Raw genomic sequence first — 16,580 nt, forward strand, 5'->3', positions numbered from 1 at the left:
AATAGGATAAGCAATGATTTTTAAGTAGGTACCCAAATACAGGGTATATGGTTGCAAGGATAGGTGAGAAGGCACCAAACCTAAAGGTAAGCAAGTGGGTACAAGGCTTGCCAACTAACATAGATCGGGAAAGGGATCATGTAGTACTTGTTGAGGTATTCCAGGTAAACTGCCCAGGTTGCTTCCTCTATGGCCTACCAACTGCAATAGAGATATACAGGAAGTACAGCAAGGATGGGGTTAGGGTTCTAGGTTTAGCAACTGCATTTGAGGACTTCGATAAGAACACATTGGAGAACCTTGAACTGCTGGTAAGTACTGGCAGGGTTATAGGTGAGACGTACAGGGTGCTTATGCAACATGGGATGCTTAACCCTGATGGTACACTACCCTACAAGATACCATTCCCAATAGCAATGGATATGCTTGTAAAGAATAACGGTCATGTTACAGATGAGATGGTTATAAAATACATAGAGGAGAGGATACCAGACTTCCATATGTATGGGGATGCTAGAAGGTTGCTTCTTATAAAGAGGGTAAGGGAGTATCTAGAAAGCAAGGAGTATACACCATTAACATTTGAAGAGTATGCCTTACAAGGTACTCCATCCTCCATAGTGATAGATAGAGATGGTATTCTAAGGTATGTAAGCTTTGGTTATGATGAGGGTCTTGATAATGTTATAGAGAGTCTACTGTAGTTGCACTCACCATATCTTTATGCTAAGATCTGGTATATCCTGAGTGTATCTCTACCTCTCTTGATGAAGCCTCCTCCCTCTCCTTAAGAACCATATCTAATACAAGATCTATATCACTGCCCATCCATCTACCAGCAAACTCCGATAAAGGCCTCTTTGCTGCTTCCTTGATGAGCCTGAGTATAACATCTGAGAATGACTCATCCTTACCCTTTATCTTCTTCAAGGCTTGATAAGCCTCATCGGATAGTGAGATAACCTTGGTCATATATACACATACATATGTACATATATAAACCAAGGCTTCAAATCTTTAAATACCATACCTCCAGTATAATGGTATGAGCTACGCACATCCTGAGGTGCTTGTAAGCACGCAATGGGTGCATGAGCATCTTAACGATCCAAAGGTTAGGATAGCAGAGGTAGACTACGATCCAACATCAAACTACATGCTTGGGCATATACCAAATGCTGTACTCTTCGACTGGAAGAAGGATATAAACGATCCATTGAGGAGGGATATACTGAGCAAGGAGGCATGTGAGGATCTATTGCAGAGAGCAGGGTGCAATAGTGATACAATATTGGTGCTGTATGGTGACTTTAACAACTGGTTTGCTGCATTCGCATTCTGGGTCTTCAAGTACTATGGGTATGAGGATGTAAGGCTTATGAATGGAGGGAGGAAGAAGTGGCTTGAAGAGGATAGACCTGTTACAAAGGATGTACCAACATTTGCTAGAGGTAACTGGAAGGCTAGAGATCCAGATAGAACTATCAGGGTATTCAGGCAGTACGTTGAGAGCATACTAGGCATGAAGGATAAAGTGCTGATAGATGTTAGATCTCCAAAGGAGTACACTGGTGAGATACTCGCTCCACCAGAGTACCCAACTGAAGCAGCACAGAGGGGAGGGCATATACCTACTGCAATAAACATACCATGGGCACAGGCAGTGAATGAGGATGGTACATTCAAGAGCGCTGAGGAGTTGAGGAGGTTGTATGAGAGTAAAGGAATAACCAAGGATAAGGAGGTTATAACTTACTGCAGGATAGGTGAGAGATCATCCCATACATGGTTTGTGCTGAAGTACCTTCTAGGCTATCCAAATGTGAAGAACTACGATGGCTCATGGAGCGAGTGGGGTAACGCTGTGGGGCTACCTATAGAGAAGTAAGCAACAATAGCAGATTGAATATTTTATTTATTTTTATAGGCTTACAGGTTGAGATTCATGCTTACCTAACCAAGTTCAAGCCTGCCTACTAGTGTATCTTCATCCAATGCCTCAAGCCTAAAGCCCATCCTCTTCATAAGATCTATTATCCTAGCATTATTTGCAAGCATAACTGCATTAACAACCTTCACATTCATATCCTCAGCTATCTCAAGTATGTAATCCACAAGTTTTGTACCAAGCCCTAATCCCTGCCATGGATCTGCAACTATAACTGCTATCTCACCCTCTCTATAGCCATCCCTGCTCCTCCTCCCATCTATAACAAGGCTTGCTACACCTATTATCCTCCTCATACTACCCTCGCTCAGTTCAGCAACTATGCTCATCTCCCTAGCATAGTCTATGTTACAGTACCTAACTATCTGCTCATGTGGTGTATCCTTTATTACTGTGAAGAACCTCTGATACACACTCTCCTGCGAGAGATGCCTGAACATATCGAGCCAGAGAGGCTCATCCTCAGGCTTTATAGGCCTAAGGAGTACTATCCTACCATCCTTGAGCGTCCATAACCTCTCATACCTCTTTGGATAAGGGCTTATGATAAGATGCCTATAAGGGTCATGATCCTTGCCTGCCTTTGCCTTGGCTCTTGCACTTGCCCTTGCCTCATCAACTACTATCCTTGCATCTAGAGCAATGATGTTCTTACCATGAACAAGCAATGGGTTTATATCAACCTCCTCTATCTCTGGGAAATCTATAAGCATCTGGGAGAATGATACAAGCAGCTGCTCCAATGCCCTCATATCTGCTGCTGGTATATCCCTGTAGCCCTTGAGCAGTCTATGCACCCTAGTCTCCTCCATTAGCATCCTTGCAAGGACTTGGTTTAGTGGAGGTAGCCCTACAGCAAAGTCCTTGAAGAGTTCAACACCTACACCACCCATGCCGAAGAGTATCACTGGTCCAAATATTGGATCATACCTTGCCCCAAGTATAACCTCTACACCCTTCATCTTTACCATAGGTTGTACTGTAACACCATCTATCCTAGCATCTGGCATCTTAGCCCTCACATTCTGCATCATCCTATTGTATGCTTCCCTAACCTCATGCTCATCGTTAAGGTTAAGCATTACTCCCCCCACGTCGCTCTTATGTGTTATATCCTTGGAGTATATCTTGAGTACTACAGGGTAGCCTATGCTTGATGCTAGCGCTACTGCCTCATCCTCACTCCTTGCAATTAAAGTTCTTACAACAGGTATGTTGTAGTATGAGATGAACTCCTTAGACTCAACCTCATCCAGTATTCTCCTCTTCTCTGCTATAGCATTGTTTATCATAGTTAGTAGTGGTCTCTTTGGTGGCATGAAGTCTATTAGTGCTTCAGGTGTCTGATAGAGCATCTCAAGCCTATGCTTGTACTGGTACATGTGGATGAATGTCTTAACAGCCTGCTCTGGTGTATCGTATGTAGGGATGCCATTCTCGTTGAGTATCCTGTTTGCTTCATGCTGGAACATGAAGGATGTAAGGACTGGCTTGCTACTACTACCATACCTGCTATTATCGCTACTACTGTTACTGTTACTACTACTGTTAGTGCTATCCTTGCATACATCAACCACTGTCCTTGCTATCTCTACAGAGTCTATCATGGTTGGTGTGTATACTACAAGGATACCATCAACGTTGCTATCCTTCAAGCATAGTTCTAATGCTCTTCTATACCTTGATGCATCTGCATCCCCTATTAGATCTATAGGGTTACCCTTACTCCAATGCTTTGGGAGTACTCTGTTAAGTTCTTCTATGGTGTTAGGGTCCAACTCTGCTAACCTTCCTCCACTTGCTATGAGTGCATCTGTAGCCATTATCGCTGGTCCTCCAGCATTTGTTATTATTGCTAGCCTTGGCCCATTAGGCAATGGCTGCTTTGCTAATGCCTCAGCACAGTTGAATAGCTCAGATATCTCATCAACCCTTATTACCCCAGCCCTCTTGAATGCTGCATCATAAACAACATCCTCACCAGCAAGGGAGCCTGTATGTGATTGTACTGCTCTAGCGCTCTCTGCAAACTTGCCTGCCTTAACAACTATTATAGGCTTTGTTCTGGAGAAGTGCCTTGCAGCACTCATGAACCTCTTTGCATCACTTATCCCTTCAATGTAGAGGAGGATGCTCTTCGTCTCTGGATCCTTGCCTAGATACTCTATGAGGTCTCCAAAGTCAACATCTAGCATTGAGCCTACTGAGATGAATGCACTAAACCCTATATTCTCATTCACAGCCCAGTCTACTATCGCTGAACCAAGAGCACCACTCTGGGAGATGAAGGCAACGTTCCCTGGCTTTGGTGTCCTGCTTAGGAATGTTGCGTTAAGGTTACTGCTAGGCCTTATTATGCCAAGGCAGTTTGGTCCTATTATGTTTAGAGCATACCTATCCCTAGCCTCTATTATCTTTGCTTCCAATGCCCTGCCTTCTTCACCAACCTCCCTGAACCCTGCAGAGATTATGATGAGGTTCTTCACACCTGCTCTACCACACTGCTCAACTATCCCTGGCACTGTTGGTGCTGGTGTTGCTATAACTGCAAGATCAACACTCTCTGGTATATCCTCTACACTCCTGTAAGCCTTTACACCTAGCACCTCATCCTTCCTTATATTCACTGGGTACACATTACCCTTATACTCCATTAGATTCTTCATGAGCCTCCAGCCTACAGTACCTTCCTCATCGCTAGCCCCTATCACAGCTATGCTCCTTGGACTAAAGAAGGCTGAGAGATCACTAACCATCTAACAACACCTGCTTTACTAGCCCTGATTCTCCTTACCCCCTCCTACACTCCTCCCATTTGCCTCTTCTATACTAGACTCCCTAGCCTTCTCAATAACCCATCTTGCAACATTAGGCCAGAGTTGCTTGTGTGCAATGCTGCTTATGCATAGACCAACATGCCCTCCAGGTATACTCATAACCCTCTTCTCCTTACTTGAGACATGGTCGTTAACTGCAAGTGTTGATGCAGGTGCTGTAAGATCATCATTCTCAGCAACTATTGTAAGGAGTGGAATATCGATGCTCTTAAGATCAACCCTCTTACCATCAACCTCCAGCAACCCTCTTACTAGCATATTACCCTTGTATAGATCCTCTATTATCTGCTCATAGAACCTTCCTGGTACAGTTGGTGTGTTGTAGAGCCATCTCTCAACTGCATAGAACGTCTCTACGAATGCTCTATCGTTGATCCTCTTCCATAGGTTGAGATACTTCATCACCGTATATCTTACAGGATTGCGAAGTAGGAATGCTATATCAAGTGCTTGACCATTCATATGTCCATACTCTTCAACAAGCCTCCTCGCATCTATAGCCTTTGCCCATACAGCAAGTATACCATCATCCTTATCGAAGTCAACTGGTGCTGCCATGACTATTAGGCTATTCAGTTTCTGCTTGTAGAGTGAGGCATAGATGAGCGATACTATACCACCCCAGCAGTAGCCAAGCATTGATATCCTATCCTTACTGCTAACTTCTCTAACCTTATCCACAACCTCATCAAGTATATGTATATAATCCTCAAGGGAGAGATGTTCATCCTCATAACCCATATGCCCCCAGTCTAACATGTACACATCCAAACCCCCTTCGATGAGCCTCCTTATTACGCTCTTATCCTTGCTCACATCCATTATATGATACCTGTTTATCATGGCATAGACTATGAGTATAGGGTATCCTTTGCCTCCTCTGTAGTGTAGAAGCCTAACCTTGCCCTTAATGTACACAACATCATAACCACTTGCATCTATAGGGAGATTCTGCGTTGATAGCATGAATGAGAGCATCCTTGTATATGATCTGAACTGCTCTGCAAGGATATCCTCAAGCATGATATCGTAATGCCTCACAGGATAGATCCTCTTAAGCATGGCATGTATGCTTAGCCATGAGTCAAGGTAGTCAGTTAGCAGATGGGCAAACCTCTCTGACTTCAACTCCTCATCAAGCATAGCATCCATGATGTTAAGCATCCTCATGTATGGGTTCTCTTTGCTACTCACACCATCCTCCTGCAATAGCATCATCAACGCTTTATAGAAGATGCTAGAGTATGTATCGTATATCTTGAGCATACTGCTCACAACCCCCATCCACTCTAATGCTAATCTGTTGTATACAAGTGGTAATGGCATACTCCTAGACCTTACGTACTCTATCATGGTCATAGGAGGCGATACTCTAAAAGCATATTTAAACTATTGCCATTACTAGCCTAATCTTGCCCTATTCTACCTTATCTTACCCTAATAAACCTTATACCATCAGACTTCCTTACCAGCATGTGTATCAACTGCTCTTCCCTCCTTATCTCAAGGAGTTCATGTCCTCTCTCCTCACTCCATCTAACTATCTCTATATCTGCTGTAGGATCATCAGATACTATATGCACAACCTCCCCCTTCTCTATCCTTGCTATTAGTTCATCCAGCTTTGGTATAACTGCAGCACACTCAACCCCTATCTCCACCATCTCATGGTCAGGGAATGCAGAGAAGCACCTTACATGCATCTCTCTTATCTTCTCAGCAAGTTTATGCTTGCACTTCTCCAATGGCTCAAGTTGATCAAGGTCTTTAGCATCACTAACCTCTAGCACTGCTATCCATCCATCTCCATATGGATTATCATTCACTATCTTTGGCTTACCTACTACCAACTTGTTTATCTTAACCATCCTACCTCTAACAGGAGATCTTACTACACCAAAGTACCTTAGGCTCTCAATACTTGCTATACTCTTACCTTTCTCAACCTCAGTACCTTCAGGTCTTATCTTTACACTTGTAAGCCTACCAGCGATGTATGCAAGTATGCTTGTTATCCCAATCTTTACAAGTGTCTTCCTTCCAGTTATACTATCCCCTTCTTCTCTACCTTCCCATTGAGATGAGGGGGTTGAAGAAGGATGTTCTACCTTGAGCCATACAAGATTCTCAGTGTCGTATAGCAATGTATCATCGAATTCACAGTTTTCTATCCTCCCCATATAAGCACATTAACCATACACCATCATATTTATCCTTTCATTGTATGATGATACTGCTCTTTACAATTCTATAAATAAATGTGTAGATAGTTGTAGTATGAGAGGATGATGCTATGCGTATACTAATAAGCGTGATAAGGTACCTGCTCAACCTTGCTGGAGCATACAAAGTGTATGAATGGTATCTGGAGAAGCAGTTAGATCCTAAAAGGATACCAAACCACATAGGGATAATAATGGATGGGAATAGGAGATGGTCAGAATCGTTAATGCTTGATAAGTTTGATGGTTATGCTATTGGTGCAGATAAGGTGTACAAGGCTGTTGAGTGGTGCATGGACCTTGGAATAAGGCAGATAACCCTCTACGTACTCTCAACAGAGAATCTAAGGAGGAGCAAGGAGGATCTTGAATCGCTCTTCAAGGTACTTGAGTCAAGGTTGGATAACCTTTACCATGATCCAAGGGTGTATGAGAAGAGGATGAGGATAAAGGCCATAGGCAAGGTTGAGAGGCTACCTGAGAGTATAAAGGCTAAGATACACAGGCTTGAGGAGGCTACAAGAGAGCATGATGGATACTATATAACACTAGCAATAGCATATGGAGGGAGGGCAGAGATAGTTGAGAGTATAAAGAGGATAGCAGAGAAGGCTAAGAGGGGAGAGATAGAGCCAGATGCTATAGATGAGAAGGTTATAGAGGACCATCTCTTCACTAGAGAGTTACCAAAGCAAGAGCCAGATCTTATAATAAGGACATCTGGCGAGGTTAGGCTTAGTGGTTTCCTGCTCTGGCAGTCAGCGTACAGTGAACTTGTATTTCTAGATGTGCTATGGCCAGAGTTCAGGAGGATAGATCTACTCAGAGCCATAAGGATCTACCAGAGTAGGAAGAGGCGTTATGGACTATGAATATTAGTAGCAATGGTTAAACTTCTCTGACAGTAATGTTAGGGTTAGTGTTCTTCACCATATATATTGTGATTAGCAGTTCTGCATCTATGCTCATACCTCTGCTAGGGATAATGTACATACCATTCCTACAGTACTTCGATACCTCTATGGTGTTAAGGGTAGCAGAGGCTCTAGCACCACTCACATATACAATAGTTATAGGCATAGGCACTACTCAAGGTGTTATAATAGGGGAAGCAATAGTTGAGAGGTTCCCAAGGCTGACATTCCATACTAGAGTAGCATCCATAGCACTCTTCATACTCTTTGCTGCAAATGCAATTGCTAACGTGCTCAGGTTTGTAAGCCCAAAGAAGATCCACACCCCTCCAATACTGAATGGTAGCGATGGTTTAGCAATGGTAAGCAAGATACTAGATATAAGCAATCCTACCACACTGCTAACATTCTCTATAAGCATACTGGTATTTGCATTGCTTAGTATGTTGAGGATCAGGGATTACAGGAGATCCTTCCTGCTCATCATAAGCATAGTTATGGCCTTCATAACATCTGCACTACTCTTCTCAGACTACAAGCCATCTGAGTTCGAGGTACTCCTCTATGCCCTGTACCAAGCAGGTATTGTTGGAGGTGTAGCCTTAGGTACTAGGAGGCAATTGAGCAATAGGGAGATAAGGTTCAGGTACATGAGGGAGAGATGGATGGGTAGTAGTGATAACGATAGCGATTATTATTAATGTAAGTAAAACAACACTGTAACACTATTTATTTTGTAATGGTTCCATCCTTCAAGCGAAGCATGGTATAGATGGGTATCATAACAACACCAATCAAGAACATAGCAAGGTAAGGAGCATCTATGCTGAATACATCAGCGACTATGCCAGAGGTTATAGGACCTAACGTCCATCCTATCCCAAATATAGTCTCGTACAATCCTACCATACTACCTATCATCTTGCTAGGCACATAACGGGTAAGCATGGTAAGTGTTATAGGGAAGTAGATGCTGAATGCAAAGCCTAATGCTAGCAGTGCTATACCAAAGGATGGTGGTGTTGGTGCAGTATGCATTATAAGCATAGATGATGCTATTGCACCACTTGCAATGAGTATGCTTATATGCTCATACCTTGCAAAGAGTTGTATTGCTAACAGTGTTAACATCCTTGCTATCCCAAATATGAAGAAGAGCATACCTATCAGTTGCTCATCCACACCATTATCCTTCATGTAACTTGGTACTATTGAGAGCAGTATTGCAAATGATGCACTGTAGTACATTATCATTGCTATAAACATGATCTTGCCTTTGACAATGCTAATCAAGGTTAGATCTACTCTACCCTTGCTGTCACTACTCCTACTCCTTCTATCCTCCTCTCCCTTTATGCCATCAGATGAATAACCTTTATGCTTTGATAGTAGGATGATGATAATGGAGCATGCCAACGCTGGGATGATCATAGTTGAAGAGTATATGAATAGTTGAAGGTATCCTAGATGGAATAGGGATGAGCCTATGAGTGGGCCTACCATGTAACCAAAGACCCACGCCATGGTGAATCTGGATATTGATCTTACACTACCTAAACTACCACTACTGCTATTGCTATTGCTACTACTATTACTACTACTGCTATTACTACTCTTATCCCTATCATTATTGCCAGAACTACTGTTATTTCTATCAGGGCTATTGCTAGACTCATCAATCCTTGTACTCATGCTTATCATAGCCTCTGCAGATGGCCAGAAGAATGCATGTGCTATGCCAGAGAATGCTCTTATCAATGCAAGGTCAAGTATGCTCCTTGCTAGGCTTAACATTGCTATGGATGCTAGAGCCATGCTAACACCTGATAAGAGCATCGCTCCTTTGTTAAACCTATCCAGCAGCAATCCAACTATGAATGGGAAGAATGCATAAGGGATGTAGTTTGCCATACCTACCATACCAACTTCTGTATACGTTGCATTGAGAACTTCTCTTGCAAATACTGGAACCAATGGTACATGGGCACCATACGCTATGCCCATGGATAGTGCACAGATGTAGAGTAGGAGGAGCATCATCGTGCTACCCTTCTCCTCCCTTTCTTTTTTCTTACTCTTACCATTGCCTCTATCACAATCCATGTATATTGTTGGAGGATTGCATATATTACTACTCCCTTGATAGATTGTTCTGCTTTACTGCTTTGATGCTATGAATATGATAGCAGCTCCAAACATCCTAGATACAAACCTTACGCTACCGAACCTCTCTCTAAGCATAGTAATCATCTCTGAGTTCTTTGGTAACCTCTTGTATGTATCGTATATTGCAGCAAACTTCAGCCCTAACCTGCCAGCAGCAAAGAAGGCTAGGATGGCAAGTATGAACCTAATGTAGAGAGTTACTCCAAGCCTAACAAATGGGTCATCTGGCTTGCCTATATCAACTATGATTAGCCTTCCATCATCTTTGAGCACTCTATGGAACTCCCTTATAGCATCCTTCATGATCACTGCATCCCTAAATGAGTACCCACACACTATAGCATCAAATGTGTTGCTCTTGAATGGTATGTACTCAAATATGCCAGATACAAGTGATATCCTGCCCCTATACTTACCATCATCCATACGCTCATTTGCCAGATAGAGCATCTCTGCTATTGGGTCTAGCATAACAACTTTGACATTTGGGAAGATGCTAAGCATGCTCTTACTCATGTTACCAAAGCCAGAGCCAGCATCAAGCACAAGATAACCATCCTCAACACCCTCAACTATGCCTAGCCTCCTCATCTCCTCTGCTCTGCCAAGAGAGATGACGTTGTTAACCTTATCATACACAGGGATTATCTCCCTGAGCACGCTTATTATGCTACCCCACTCATCCCTTAACCCCATCCTAATACTCACCATTATAGCAACTTGAGTTCGCCAGTAACCTTATCTATCATATCAGCAGGAGCAGGGCCTATTGCTATGCATGTTGTTGTTCCAGGCTCTAGTTGTGTTAGTCCAGCATCATCAACCTGAACAACTGGCAGAGCAAGCATCTCAGCCTTGCTCTTAACCTGCATAAGTTCATCCTTATCCTTGACCTTGAGCACTATCTTTGCTTGACCATGCATCATCCATGAATCGAACCATTCCCTTCTAGTTGCCTTGACCTTCTCTGCACCAAGTACAGCAGCGTGAGCAACCTGTGCAGCAAGTTTGCCTATACCCATGTGTATATCCCTCCTAACTACTATAACCTGCTTGATCATATCAGACATTAATTACTTAACCTTAAATAGATAGGGATATCATCTTTTCCTATCTTGCCTATGGATATGTATGATGTTATAGTGATAGGGGGGAGCATATCAGGGCTCCTTGCTGCAAGGGAGATAGCAGGGAGGGGGTTCTCAGTTCTAGTGTTGGAAGAGGATGCTGAGATTGGTACGCCAGAGCACTGTGGAGGTTTGGTTAGCGTTGATGCACTCAATTCATTGGGTATAGATGAGTATAGATTGCTTAGTAGGATAAAGTATGCAACTATAAGTGTGCTTGATACAACCATAAGTATAGATGCTGAGAGCAAGAATGTTATCGCAATAGATAGAAGAGCACTTGATAAACATGTTGCAAAGCAGGCTAGAAGGAATGGTGCTGATATAATGCTGATGTGTAGGGCAAGATCATTTGTAGTAAGGGATGCGTATGTTAAGGTAGATACAAACAGGGGCATGATGGAGTGCAAGGTGTTGGTAGATGCTAGAGGATGCTCCATACCTGCAGGTACTGGAAAGGGATTCTTGCCATCTGCACAGTACGAGGTTGACTCTGCATGCTGGATAGATGATGGTAGGGTTGAGGTATACATAGATCAGGATAAGTATCCTGGGTTCTTTGCATGGATTATACCTGGAGGTAAGGAGAGGGGTAGGGTTGGTGCATCAGGGAGGGGTATAAGCGTGGTTGAAAGGCTTGAAGAGTTCATAACCATGAAGGAGAGAGGCTATGGTAAGAGCAGTGATAGCAGTAGTAGTTATGATGGTGGTGCTTATAACCATAGCCATAGTCATAACCATACTGATGGTTATACTCATAAATACAAAGATAAGGGTAATGATGATAGATATGGGGAGAGATATGATGATGGTGGATGTGTTGTGCTAAGGAAGGTATTTGCACCCATATGGATTGATGGACCAAAGAGACCATTCGTTAAGGATGGGAGGGTTGTTGTGGTGGGTGATGCTGCTGGTCAAGCAAAGCCAACTACTGCTGGAGGGATCTACACATCTGGCATGGGGGGTTTGCTTGCTGGCACTACTATAGCAGATGCATTAGCAGACAATAACCTTGCTATACTTGGCAGGTATGAGGATGCATGGCTCGATCTATTTGGTAGAGAGTTTGAGAGGATGCTGATGCTAAGAAGGTTATTTGAGAGGTTGGATAACAAGGCTATAGAGAGGATCCTAAACTCAGTTTACCCTCATATAGATGAGGTATCAGCATCTGGGGACTTTGACTTCCATTCATCAGTATTGGCAAGGATGATCTTGAGTATGGATGGCTTGAGAGTGTTGAAGGCTGTACTTGGGAGTGAGTTTAGAAGGTTCCTAGCAAGTATAGCAAAGGTATAAATTAGATCTTCTAGGGTAGCAACTCATGTCACAAAGAGCGATAGCATTACCAACATGCGTATCATGTAACAGGGTAATAATGCCCAACGATAGATGTGTAAAGTTCAACTGCCCAAGGTGCAACAAGTTCTTGATATGGAGGTGTGAGTCATGCAGAGAGTTTGCAAGGATGTACAGGTGCAAGGAGTGTGGGTTCGAGGGGCCATAATCATAATAGATAGACTGATAACGGTATGCATGTTATGTTATAGGTAAGTAGGTAGGTGAATGGTATGGGTAGACTCATCACAAGGGTCAAGATAATGCCTGCTGATATTGATGTTAACCTTGATGCGCTAGTAGAGAAGGTTAAGGGTAAGATGCCAGACGGTGTGCAGGTTAAGAGATATAGCAAAGAGCCAATAGCATTTGGGATAAATGCACTCCTGCTTGATATGGTGATGGATGAGGATACTGCAGATACAGACTCGCTTGAGGAGGGTTTAAGGAGCATAGATGGTGTTGGTGAGGTTGAGATCGTGAGTATGAGTAGAGAGTCTGCTAGGCTATGAAACACGTACTTGAACCAATACAGTTAAGGGTAGCAGAGGCAAAGGCTAGGGATGTTGGTAAGAGGAGGGCAAGGGTAAGCAGTAGCGTGCTTGAGATGCTACAGGCATCTGCTGGAGATGTTGTAGAACTCATAGGGAAGAGGAGTACTGTAGCTATAGTATGGAATGATGAGGATATAGATGATCATACGATAAGGATAGATGGACAGACAAGGAAGAACGCTGGGGTAAGCATAAATGATGTTGTTATAGTTAGGAGGGTTGATGCAAAGACAGCAAGGAGCGTAACCCTAATGCCTCTAAGTTTGAAGATGAGTGTAGATAAGGAGTTCTCTGAGTTCGTTAAGAATAGGCTTAGATGCATACCAGTAGTTGAGGGGGATGAGATATCGGTTGTTATACTTGGGAGTTCCATGGACTTTAAGGTTCAGAAGGTTACACCAAAAGGTATAGTAAGGATAGAGCAGTCAACAAGGCTAAGCATACTCTCAAGTACTGCTGTTGAGAAGAAGCCTAGGGTAACTTATGAGGATATTGGAGGTTTGAAGGTGCAGATAGAGAGGTTGAGGGAGATAGTTGAACTTCCATTGAAGCATCCAGAGGTATTCCAACGCTTGGGCATAGAACCCCCAAAGGGTATACTGCTCTATGGCCCTCCAGGGTGTGGGAAGACACTTATAGCAAAGGCATTGGCAAGTGAGGCTGAGGCCAACTTCTACTCAATAAACGGGCCAGAGATAATGAACAAGTACTACGGTGAGACTGAGGCAAGGCTTAGAGAGATATTCAAGGAGGCAAGGGAGAATGCCCCTAGCATAATATTCATAGATGAGATCGATGCTATAGCACCGAAGAGGGAAGAGGTCTTTGGGGATGTTGAGAAGAGAGTAGTTGCACAACTCCTAGCGTTGATGGATGGGCTAGCAGATAGGGGTAATGTTATAGTCATAGGAGCAACGAACAGGCCAGAGAGCGTTGATCCAGCGCTTAGGAGGCCAGGGAGGTTCGATAGGGAGATAGAGATAACTGTGCCTAATGCTGAAGGTAGGCTTGAGATACTCCAGATACATACTAGAGGGATGCCTCTAGCAGAGAGTGTTAACCTGAAGAAGCTTGCTGCAGAGTTACATGGCTACACTGGTGCAGATATAAAGGCACTATGCAGGGAGGCAGCAATGAAGGCATTGAGGAGATACCTCCCAGAGATAGACCTTGAGGGTGAGAGCATACCCCCAGATCTGCTAGAGAAGATGGTTGTTACAAACAAAGACTTCCATGATGCAATGAAGGAGATAGTGCCTACAGCACTAAGGGAGTTCTACGTTGAGGGGCAAAGGATAACATGGGATGATGTTGGTGGCTTGAAGAGTGCAAAGAAGATTCTCTACGATAACATAGTCAAGGCATTGAATGAGCCTGAGAGGTTCGAGGATATGGGTATAACCCCGCCAAGGGGTGCATTGCTCTATGGCCCTCCAGGGTGTGGGAAGACGCTCCTAGCATTGGCGTTGGCAAATGAGAGCAATGCAAACTCCATAAAGGTCAAGGGTCCTGAGATACTCAGCAAGTGGGTTGGCGAGAGTGAGAAGGCTATAAGGGATATATACAAGAAGGCTAGAGCATCATCACCATGCATAGTTATCTTTGATGAACTTGATGCTATAGCAAGACCTAGAACAGGGACTGAAGGTTCTGAGGTTAATGATAGAGTGCTAAGCCAGTTACTTACAGAGATGGATAACCTTGTGAATGGTGTTATAACCATAGGCATAACTAATAGGCCAGATCTAATCGATCCTTCACTTCTAAGACCTGGGAGGCTTGATATCATAGTCTATGTGCAGCCTCCAAGCAAGGATGAGAGGCTTGAGATACTCCAGATACTTAGCAGGAAGATGCCTATACAGCGTGACAAGATAAACTTGGAGGAGATAGCAAGGATAACCAACGGCTACACTGGTGCAGATCTTAACGCTCTATGTAGGGAGGCAGCAATAAATGCGATGAGGAATGGAAGGAGGAGTATAAGCAGCGAGGACTTTGAGTATGCATTGAAGCAGGTGAAGCCCTCAGTAACACCCCAGATAGAGGGTTGGTACAACAGCATAAGCAAGAATGTGACATACGCAATTCCAAAACCAATAGATAAGGTATTCTATGGATAATAGTAATGATGATGATAGGCTATGATGACTCCCTTGAGAAATATAGTGTATGAGAAGATAAGGAGTGCAAGGAGCATAACAGATGTTGAACTCATGAATATGCTTGTAAAGGAAGGGTTTGAATTCACAAAGGCCGAACTAAACAAGATACTGCTTGATCTTGAGATACTTGGACTTGTAAGGGTTGGATGGATAAGCAAGGATAAGAGGAGGATAGAGGTTAGGGATACCGAAGGGAAGGGAAGGGGTAAGGGGGAAGTAGGTGATGAGGAGATGGCTGCTATAGAGGATGGTGAGGATGAGGGTGATGATGATAATACTACAGCATAACATAAAAGAAGGATCAATCAATTGAGAAGGTGGATGTTACGATAAGGTTATGAGAGGTAATGGGTAGTTATATATTGAATCAAGCATCAATGCTATGAAGATTATTGCAAGGTATGGGCTGGAGAGTTTGTAAGTATGCCATGCAACATCCTTGCTTGTATTCCTAACCAGTCTGATGTTGTAGTGTAGAAGCATAATGCCAGCAAGTATGGATGCTATAAGGTACACAACTCCTAGACCTAGGAATGCTATTACTATGGAGTATGGTACAAGCACTATGGTATTCACAAGTATGTACATTGCAGCCCTCTTATCTCCAACAAGTACAGGGAGCATTGGTACCCTAGCATTTGCGTACTCCTCTCTACCAACTATCGATAGGCACCAGAAGTGAGTTGGAGTCCATAGGAATACTATGAGCCCAACTAGGAAGCCTAGTGGGTCAATACCACCTGTTGCTGCTGCCCAGCCAGCATATGATGCACAACTACCAGCAAAGCCCCCTATCACTATGTTTGATGTATGCCTCCTCTTAAGCCATACCGTGTATATGAGCACGTAGAAGAATATGCCTAGAGCTATGAAGAATGCTGTCATTGCATTAAGTGTTAACAATGCTATGATAACTGATGCTATGCTCATACCTAAACCATAGATAAGAGCATTCCTAGCCTTCATCACGCCTGAGGGTATTGGTCTCTTACTTGTTCTATTCATGAGCACATCTATATCCTTGTCATAGTAATGGTTCAGTGCACTTGAACCCATCGATGCCATACTCCCAGTAAGGAGTAGGAATGCTACATCCCATGCGCCAACAGCCCCTTTACCTGCTGCTATAAGGGATGTTATCGCTACAAGATTCAGTACAGCAACTATCCTCAACTTCGATATTAGAAGGTATCCCTTTAGACCCAAGTTGTATAGCATTAGATACTCCAGCATTTAATCGTTAAGTGTATTACATACATGATGATGGTGATAACAATACAGATGCCACAATCCTACCCTCATCAAT

General features: G+C 43.3%; 17 protein-coding genes. 9 read left to right on the top strand and 8 right to left on the bottom strand.

Annotation, left to right across the window (positions count from 1 at the left end):
• Window positions 1-47: 47 nt before the first annotated feature.
• Window positions 48-704: a peroxiredoxin family protein gene (locus CRG89_RS06530; protein WP_103287478.1), complete on the top strand. Its 657-nt coding sequence runs from the start codon at window positions 48-50 to the stop codon at window positions 702-704.
• 22 nt (window positions 705-726) lie between these two features.
• Here CRG89_RS06530 and CRG89_RS06535 read toward each other — a convergent pair whose 3' ends face one another.
• A complete protein-coding gene (locus CRG89_RS06535) occupies window positions 727-972 on the bottom strand; it encodes an antitoxin VapB family protein (RefSeq protein WP_103287479.1) in 246 nt (81 codons plus the stop codon).
• 73 nt (window positions 973-1,045) lie between these two features.
• Here CRG89_RS06535 and CRG89_RS06540 point away from each other — a divergent pair, with 73 nt between their 5' ends.
• On the top strand, window positions 1,046-1,888 hold the full coding sequence (locus CRG89_RS06540; RefSeq protein WP_103287480.1) for a sulfurtransferase: 843 nt from the start codon (window positions 1,046-1,048) through the stop codon (window positions 1,886-1,888).
• 65 nt (window positions 1,889-1,953) lie between these two features.
• On the opposite strand, the gene CRG89_RS06545 is transcribed toward CRG89_RS06540, so the two are convergent.
• The 3 genes from CRG89_RS06545 to CRG89_RS06555 form a co-directional block, all read right to left on the bottom strand.
• Window positions 1,954-4,704, bottom strand: a complete 2,751-nt coding sequence (locus CRG89_RS06545; RefSeq protein WP_103287481.1) for a bifunctional acetate--CoA ligase family protein/GNAT family N-acetyltransferase — start codon at window positions 4,702-4,704, stop codon at window positions 1,954-1,956.
• A gap of 18 nt (window positions 4,705-4,722) precedes the next feature.
• On the bottom strand, window positions 4,723-6,144 hold the full coding sequence (locus CRG89_RS06550; protein ID WP_103287482.1) for an alpha/beta fold hydrolase: 1,422 nt from the start codon (window positions 6,142-6,144) through the stop codon (window positions 4,723-4,725).
• 68 nt (window positions 6,145-6,212) lie between these two features.
• Window positions 6,213-6,965 carry a sulfurtransferase TusA family protein gene (locus CRG89_RS06555; protein WP_103287483.1) on the bottom strand — a complete coding sequence of 251 codons (753 nt, stop codon included), beginning with the start codon at window positions 6,963-6,965 and terminating at the stop codon, window positions 6,213-6,215.
• Window positions 6,966-7,078: 113 nt separating this feature from the next.
• Here CRG89_RS06555 and uppS point away from each other — a divergent pair, with 113 nt between their 5' ends.
• Together uppS and CRG89_RS06565 are read left to right on the top strand one after the other, a co-directional pair.
• The gene (uppS, locus tag CRG89_RS06560; protein ID WP_103287484.1) at window positions 7,079-7,879 is read left to right on the top strand and encodes a polyprenyl diphosphate synthase; all 801 of its coding nucleotides are present in this window, start codon (window positions 7,079-7,081) and stop codon (window positions 7,877-7,879) included.
• An 89-nt stretch (window positions 7,880-7,968) separates the two neighbouring features.
• Window positions 7,969-8,622 carry a hypothetical protein gene (locus tag CRG89_RS06565; protein ID WP_148695133.1) on the top strand — a complete coding sequence of 218 codons (654 nt, stop codon included), beginning with the start codon at window positions 7,969-7,971 and terminating at the stop codon, window positions 8,620-8,622.
• A gap of 28 nt (window positions 8,623-8,650) precedes the next feature.
• Here CRG89_RS06565 and CRG89_RS06570 read toward each other — a convergent pair whose 3' ends face one another.
• The 3 genes from CRG89_RS06570 to pth2 are packed head-to-tail and all read right to left on the bottom strand — an operon-like array spanning window position 8,651 to window position 11,157.
• Window positions 8,651-10,024, bottom strand: coding sequence for an MFS transporter (locus tag CRG89_RS06570; RefSeq protein WP_103287486.1), 1,374 nt, complete (start codon window positions 10,022-10,024; stop codon window positions 8,651-8,653).
• Window positions 10,025-10,078: 54 nt separating this feature from the next.
• On the bottom strand, window positions 10,079-10,798 hold the full coding sequence (locus CRG89_RS06575) for a class I SAM-dependent methyltransferase (protein WP_197706698.1): 720 nt from the start codon (window positions 10,796-10,798) through the stop codon (window positions 10,079-10,081).
• Complete coding sequence (gene pth2 / locus CRG89_RS06580; protein WP_103287487.1) at window positions 10,798-11,157, bottom strand: peptidyl-tRNA hydrolase Pth2; 360 nt, start codon at window positions 11,155-11,157, stop codon at window positions 10,798-10,800. Before pth2 ends, CRG89_RS06575 begins: the two co-directional genes overlap by 1 nt.
• Window positions 11,158-11,208: 51 nt before the next feature.
• Here pth2 and CRG89_RS06585 point away from each other — a divergent pair, with 51 nt between their 5' ends.
• The 5 genes from CRG89_RS06585 to CRG89_RS06605 all read left to right on the top strand — a co-directional run bounded on the left by CRG89_RS06585 (window position 11,209) and on the right by CRG89_RS06605 (window position 15,562).
• Window positions 11,209-12,516, top strand: a complete 1,308-nt coding sequence (locus CRG89_RS06585; protein ID WP_103287488.1) for an FAD-dependent oxidoreductase — start codon at window positions 11,209-11,211, stop codon at window positions 12,514-12,516.
• Between the two features lie 25 nt (window positions 12,517-12,541).
• The gene (locus CRG89_RS06590; protein WP_103287489.1) at window positions 12,542-12,724 is read left to right on the top strand and encodes a zinc finger domain-containing protein; all 183 of its coding nucleotides are present in this window, start codon (window positions 12,542-12,544) and stop codon (window positions 12,722-12,724) included.
• Window positions 12,725-12,788: 64 nt separating this feature from the next.
• Entirely contained in the window at window positions 12,789-13,067 is a 279-nt protein-coding gene (locus tag CRG89_RS06595; RefSeq protein ID WP_103287490.1) for an elongation factor 1-beta, read from the top strand.
• The gene (locus CRG89_RS06600) at window positions 13,064-15,232 is read left to right on the top strand and encodes a CDC48 family AAA ATPase (RefSeq protein WP_103287491.1); all 2,169 of its coding nucleotides are present in this window, start codon (window positions 13,064-13,066) and stop codon (window positions 15,230-15,232) included. The genes CRG89_RS06595 and CRG89_RS06600 overlap by 4 nt, the downstream gene beginning before the upstream one ends.
• A 24-nt stretch (window positions 15,233-15,256) precedes the next feature.
• On the top strand, window positions 15,257-15,562 hold the full coding sequence (locus CRG89_RS06605) for a hypothetical protein (RefSeq protein WP_342747491.1): 306 nt from the start codon (window positions 15,257-15,259) through the stop codon (window positions 15,560-15,562).
• A 36-nt stretch (window positions 15,563-15,598) separates the two neighbouring features.
• On the opposite strand, the gene cyoE is transcribed toward CRG89_RS06605, so the two are convergent.
• Window positions 15,599-16,480 (bottom strand): heme o synthase, encoded by an 882-nt coding sequence (gene cyoE, locus CRG89_RS06610; protein WP_197706696.1) that lies wholly within the window; start codon window positions 16,478-16,480, stop codon window positions 15,599-15,601.
• Window positions 16,481-16,580: the final 100 nt, after the last annotated feature.

The sequence above is a fragment of the Candidatus Nitrosocaldus islandicus genome (assembly GCF_002906215.1).
Lineage (GTDB): Archaea > Thermoproteota > Nitrososphaeria > Nitrososphaerales > Nitrosocaldaceae > Nitrosocaldus > Nitrosocaldus cavascurensis.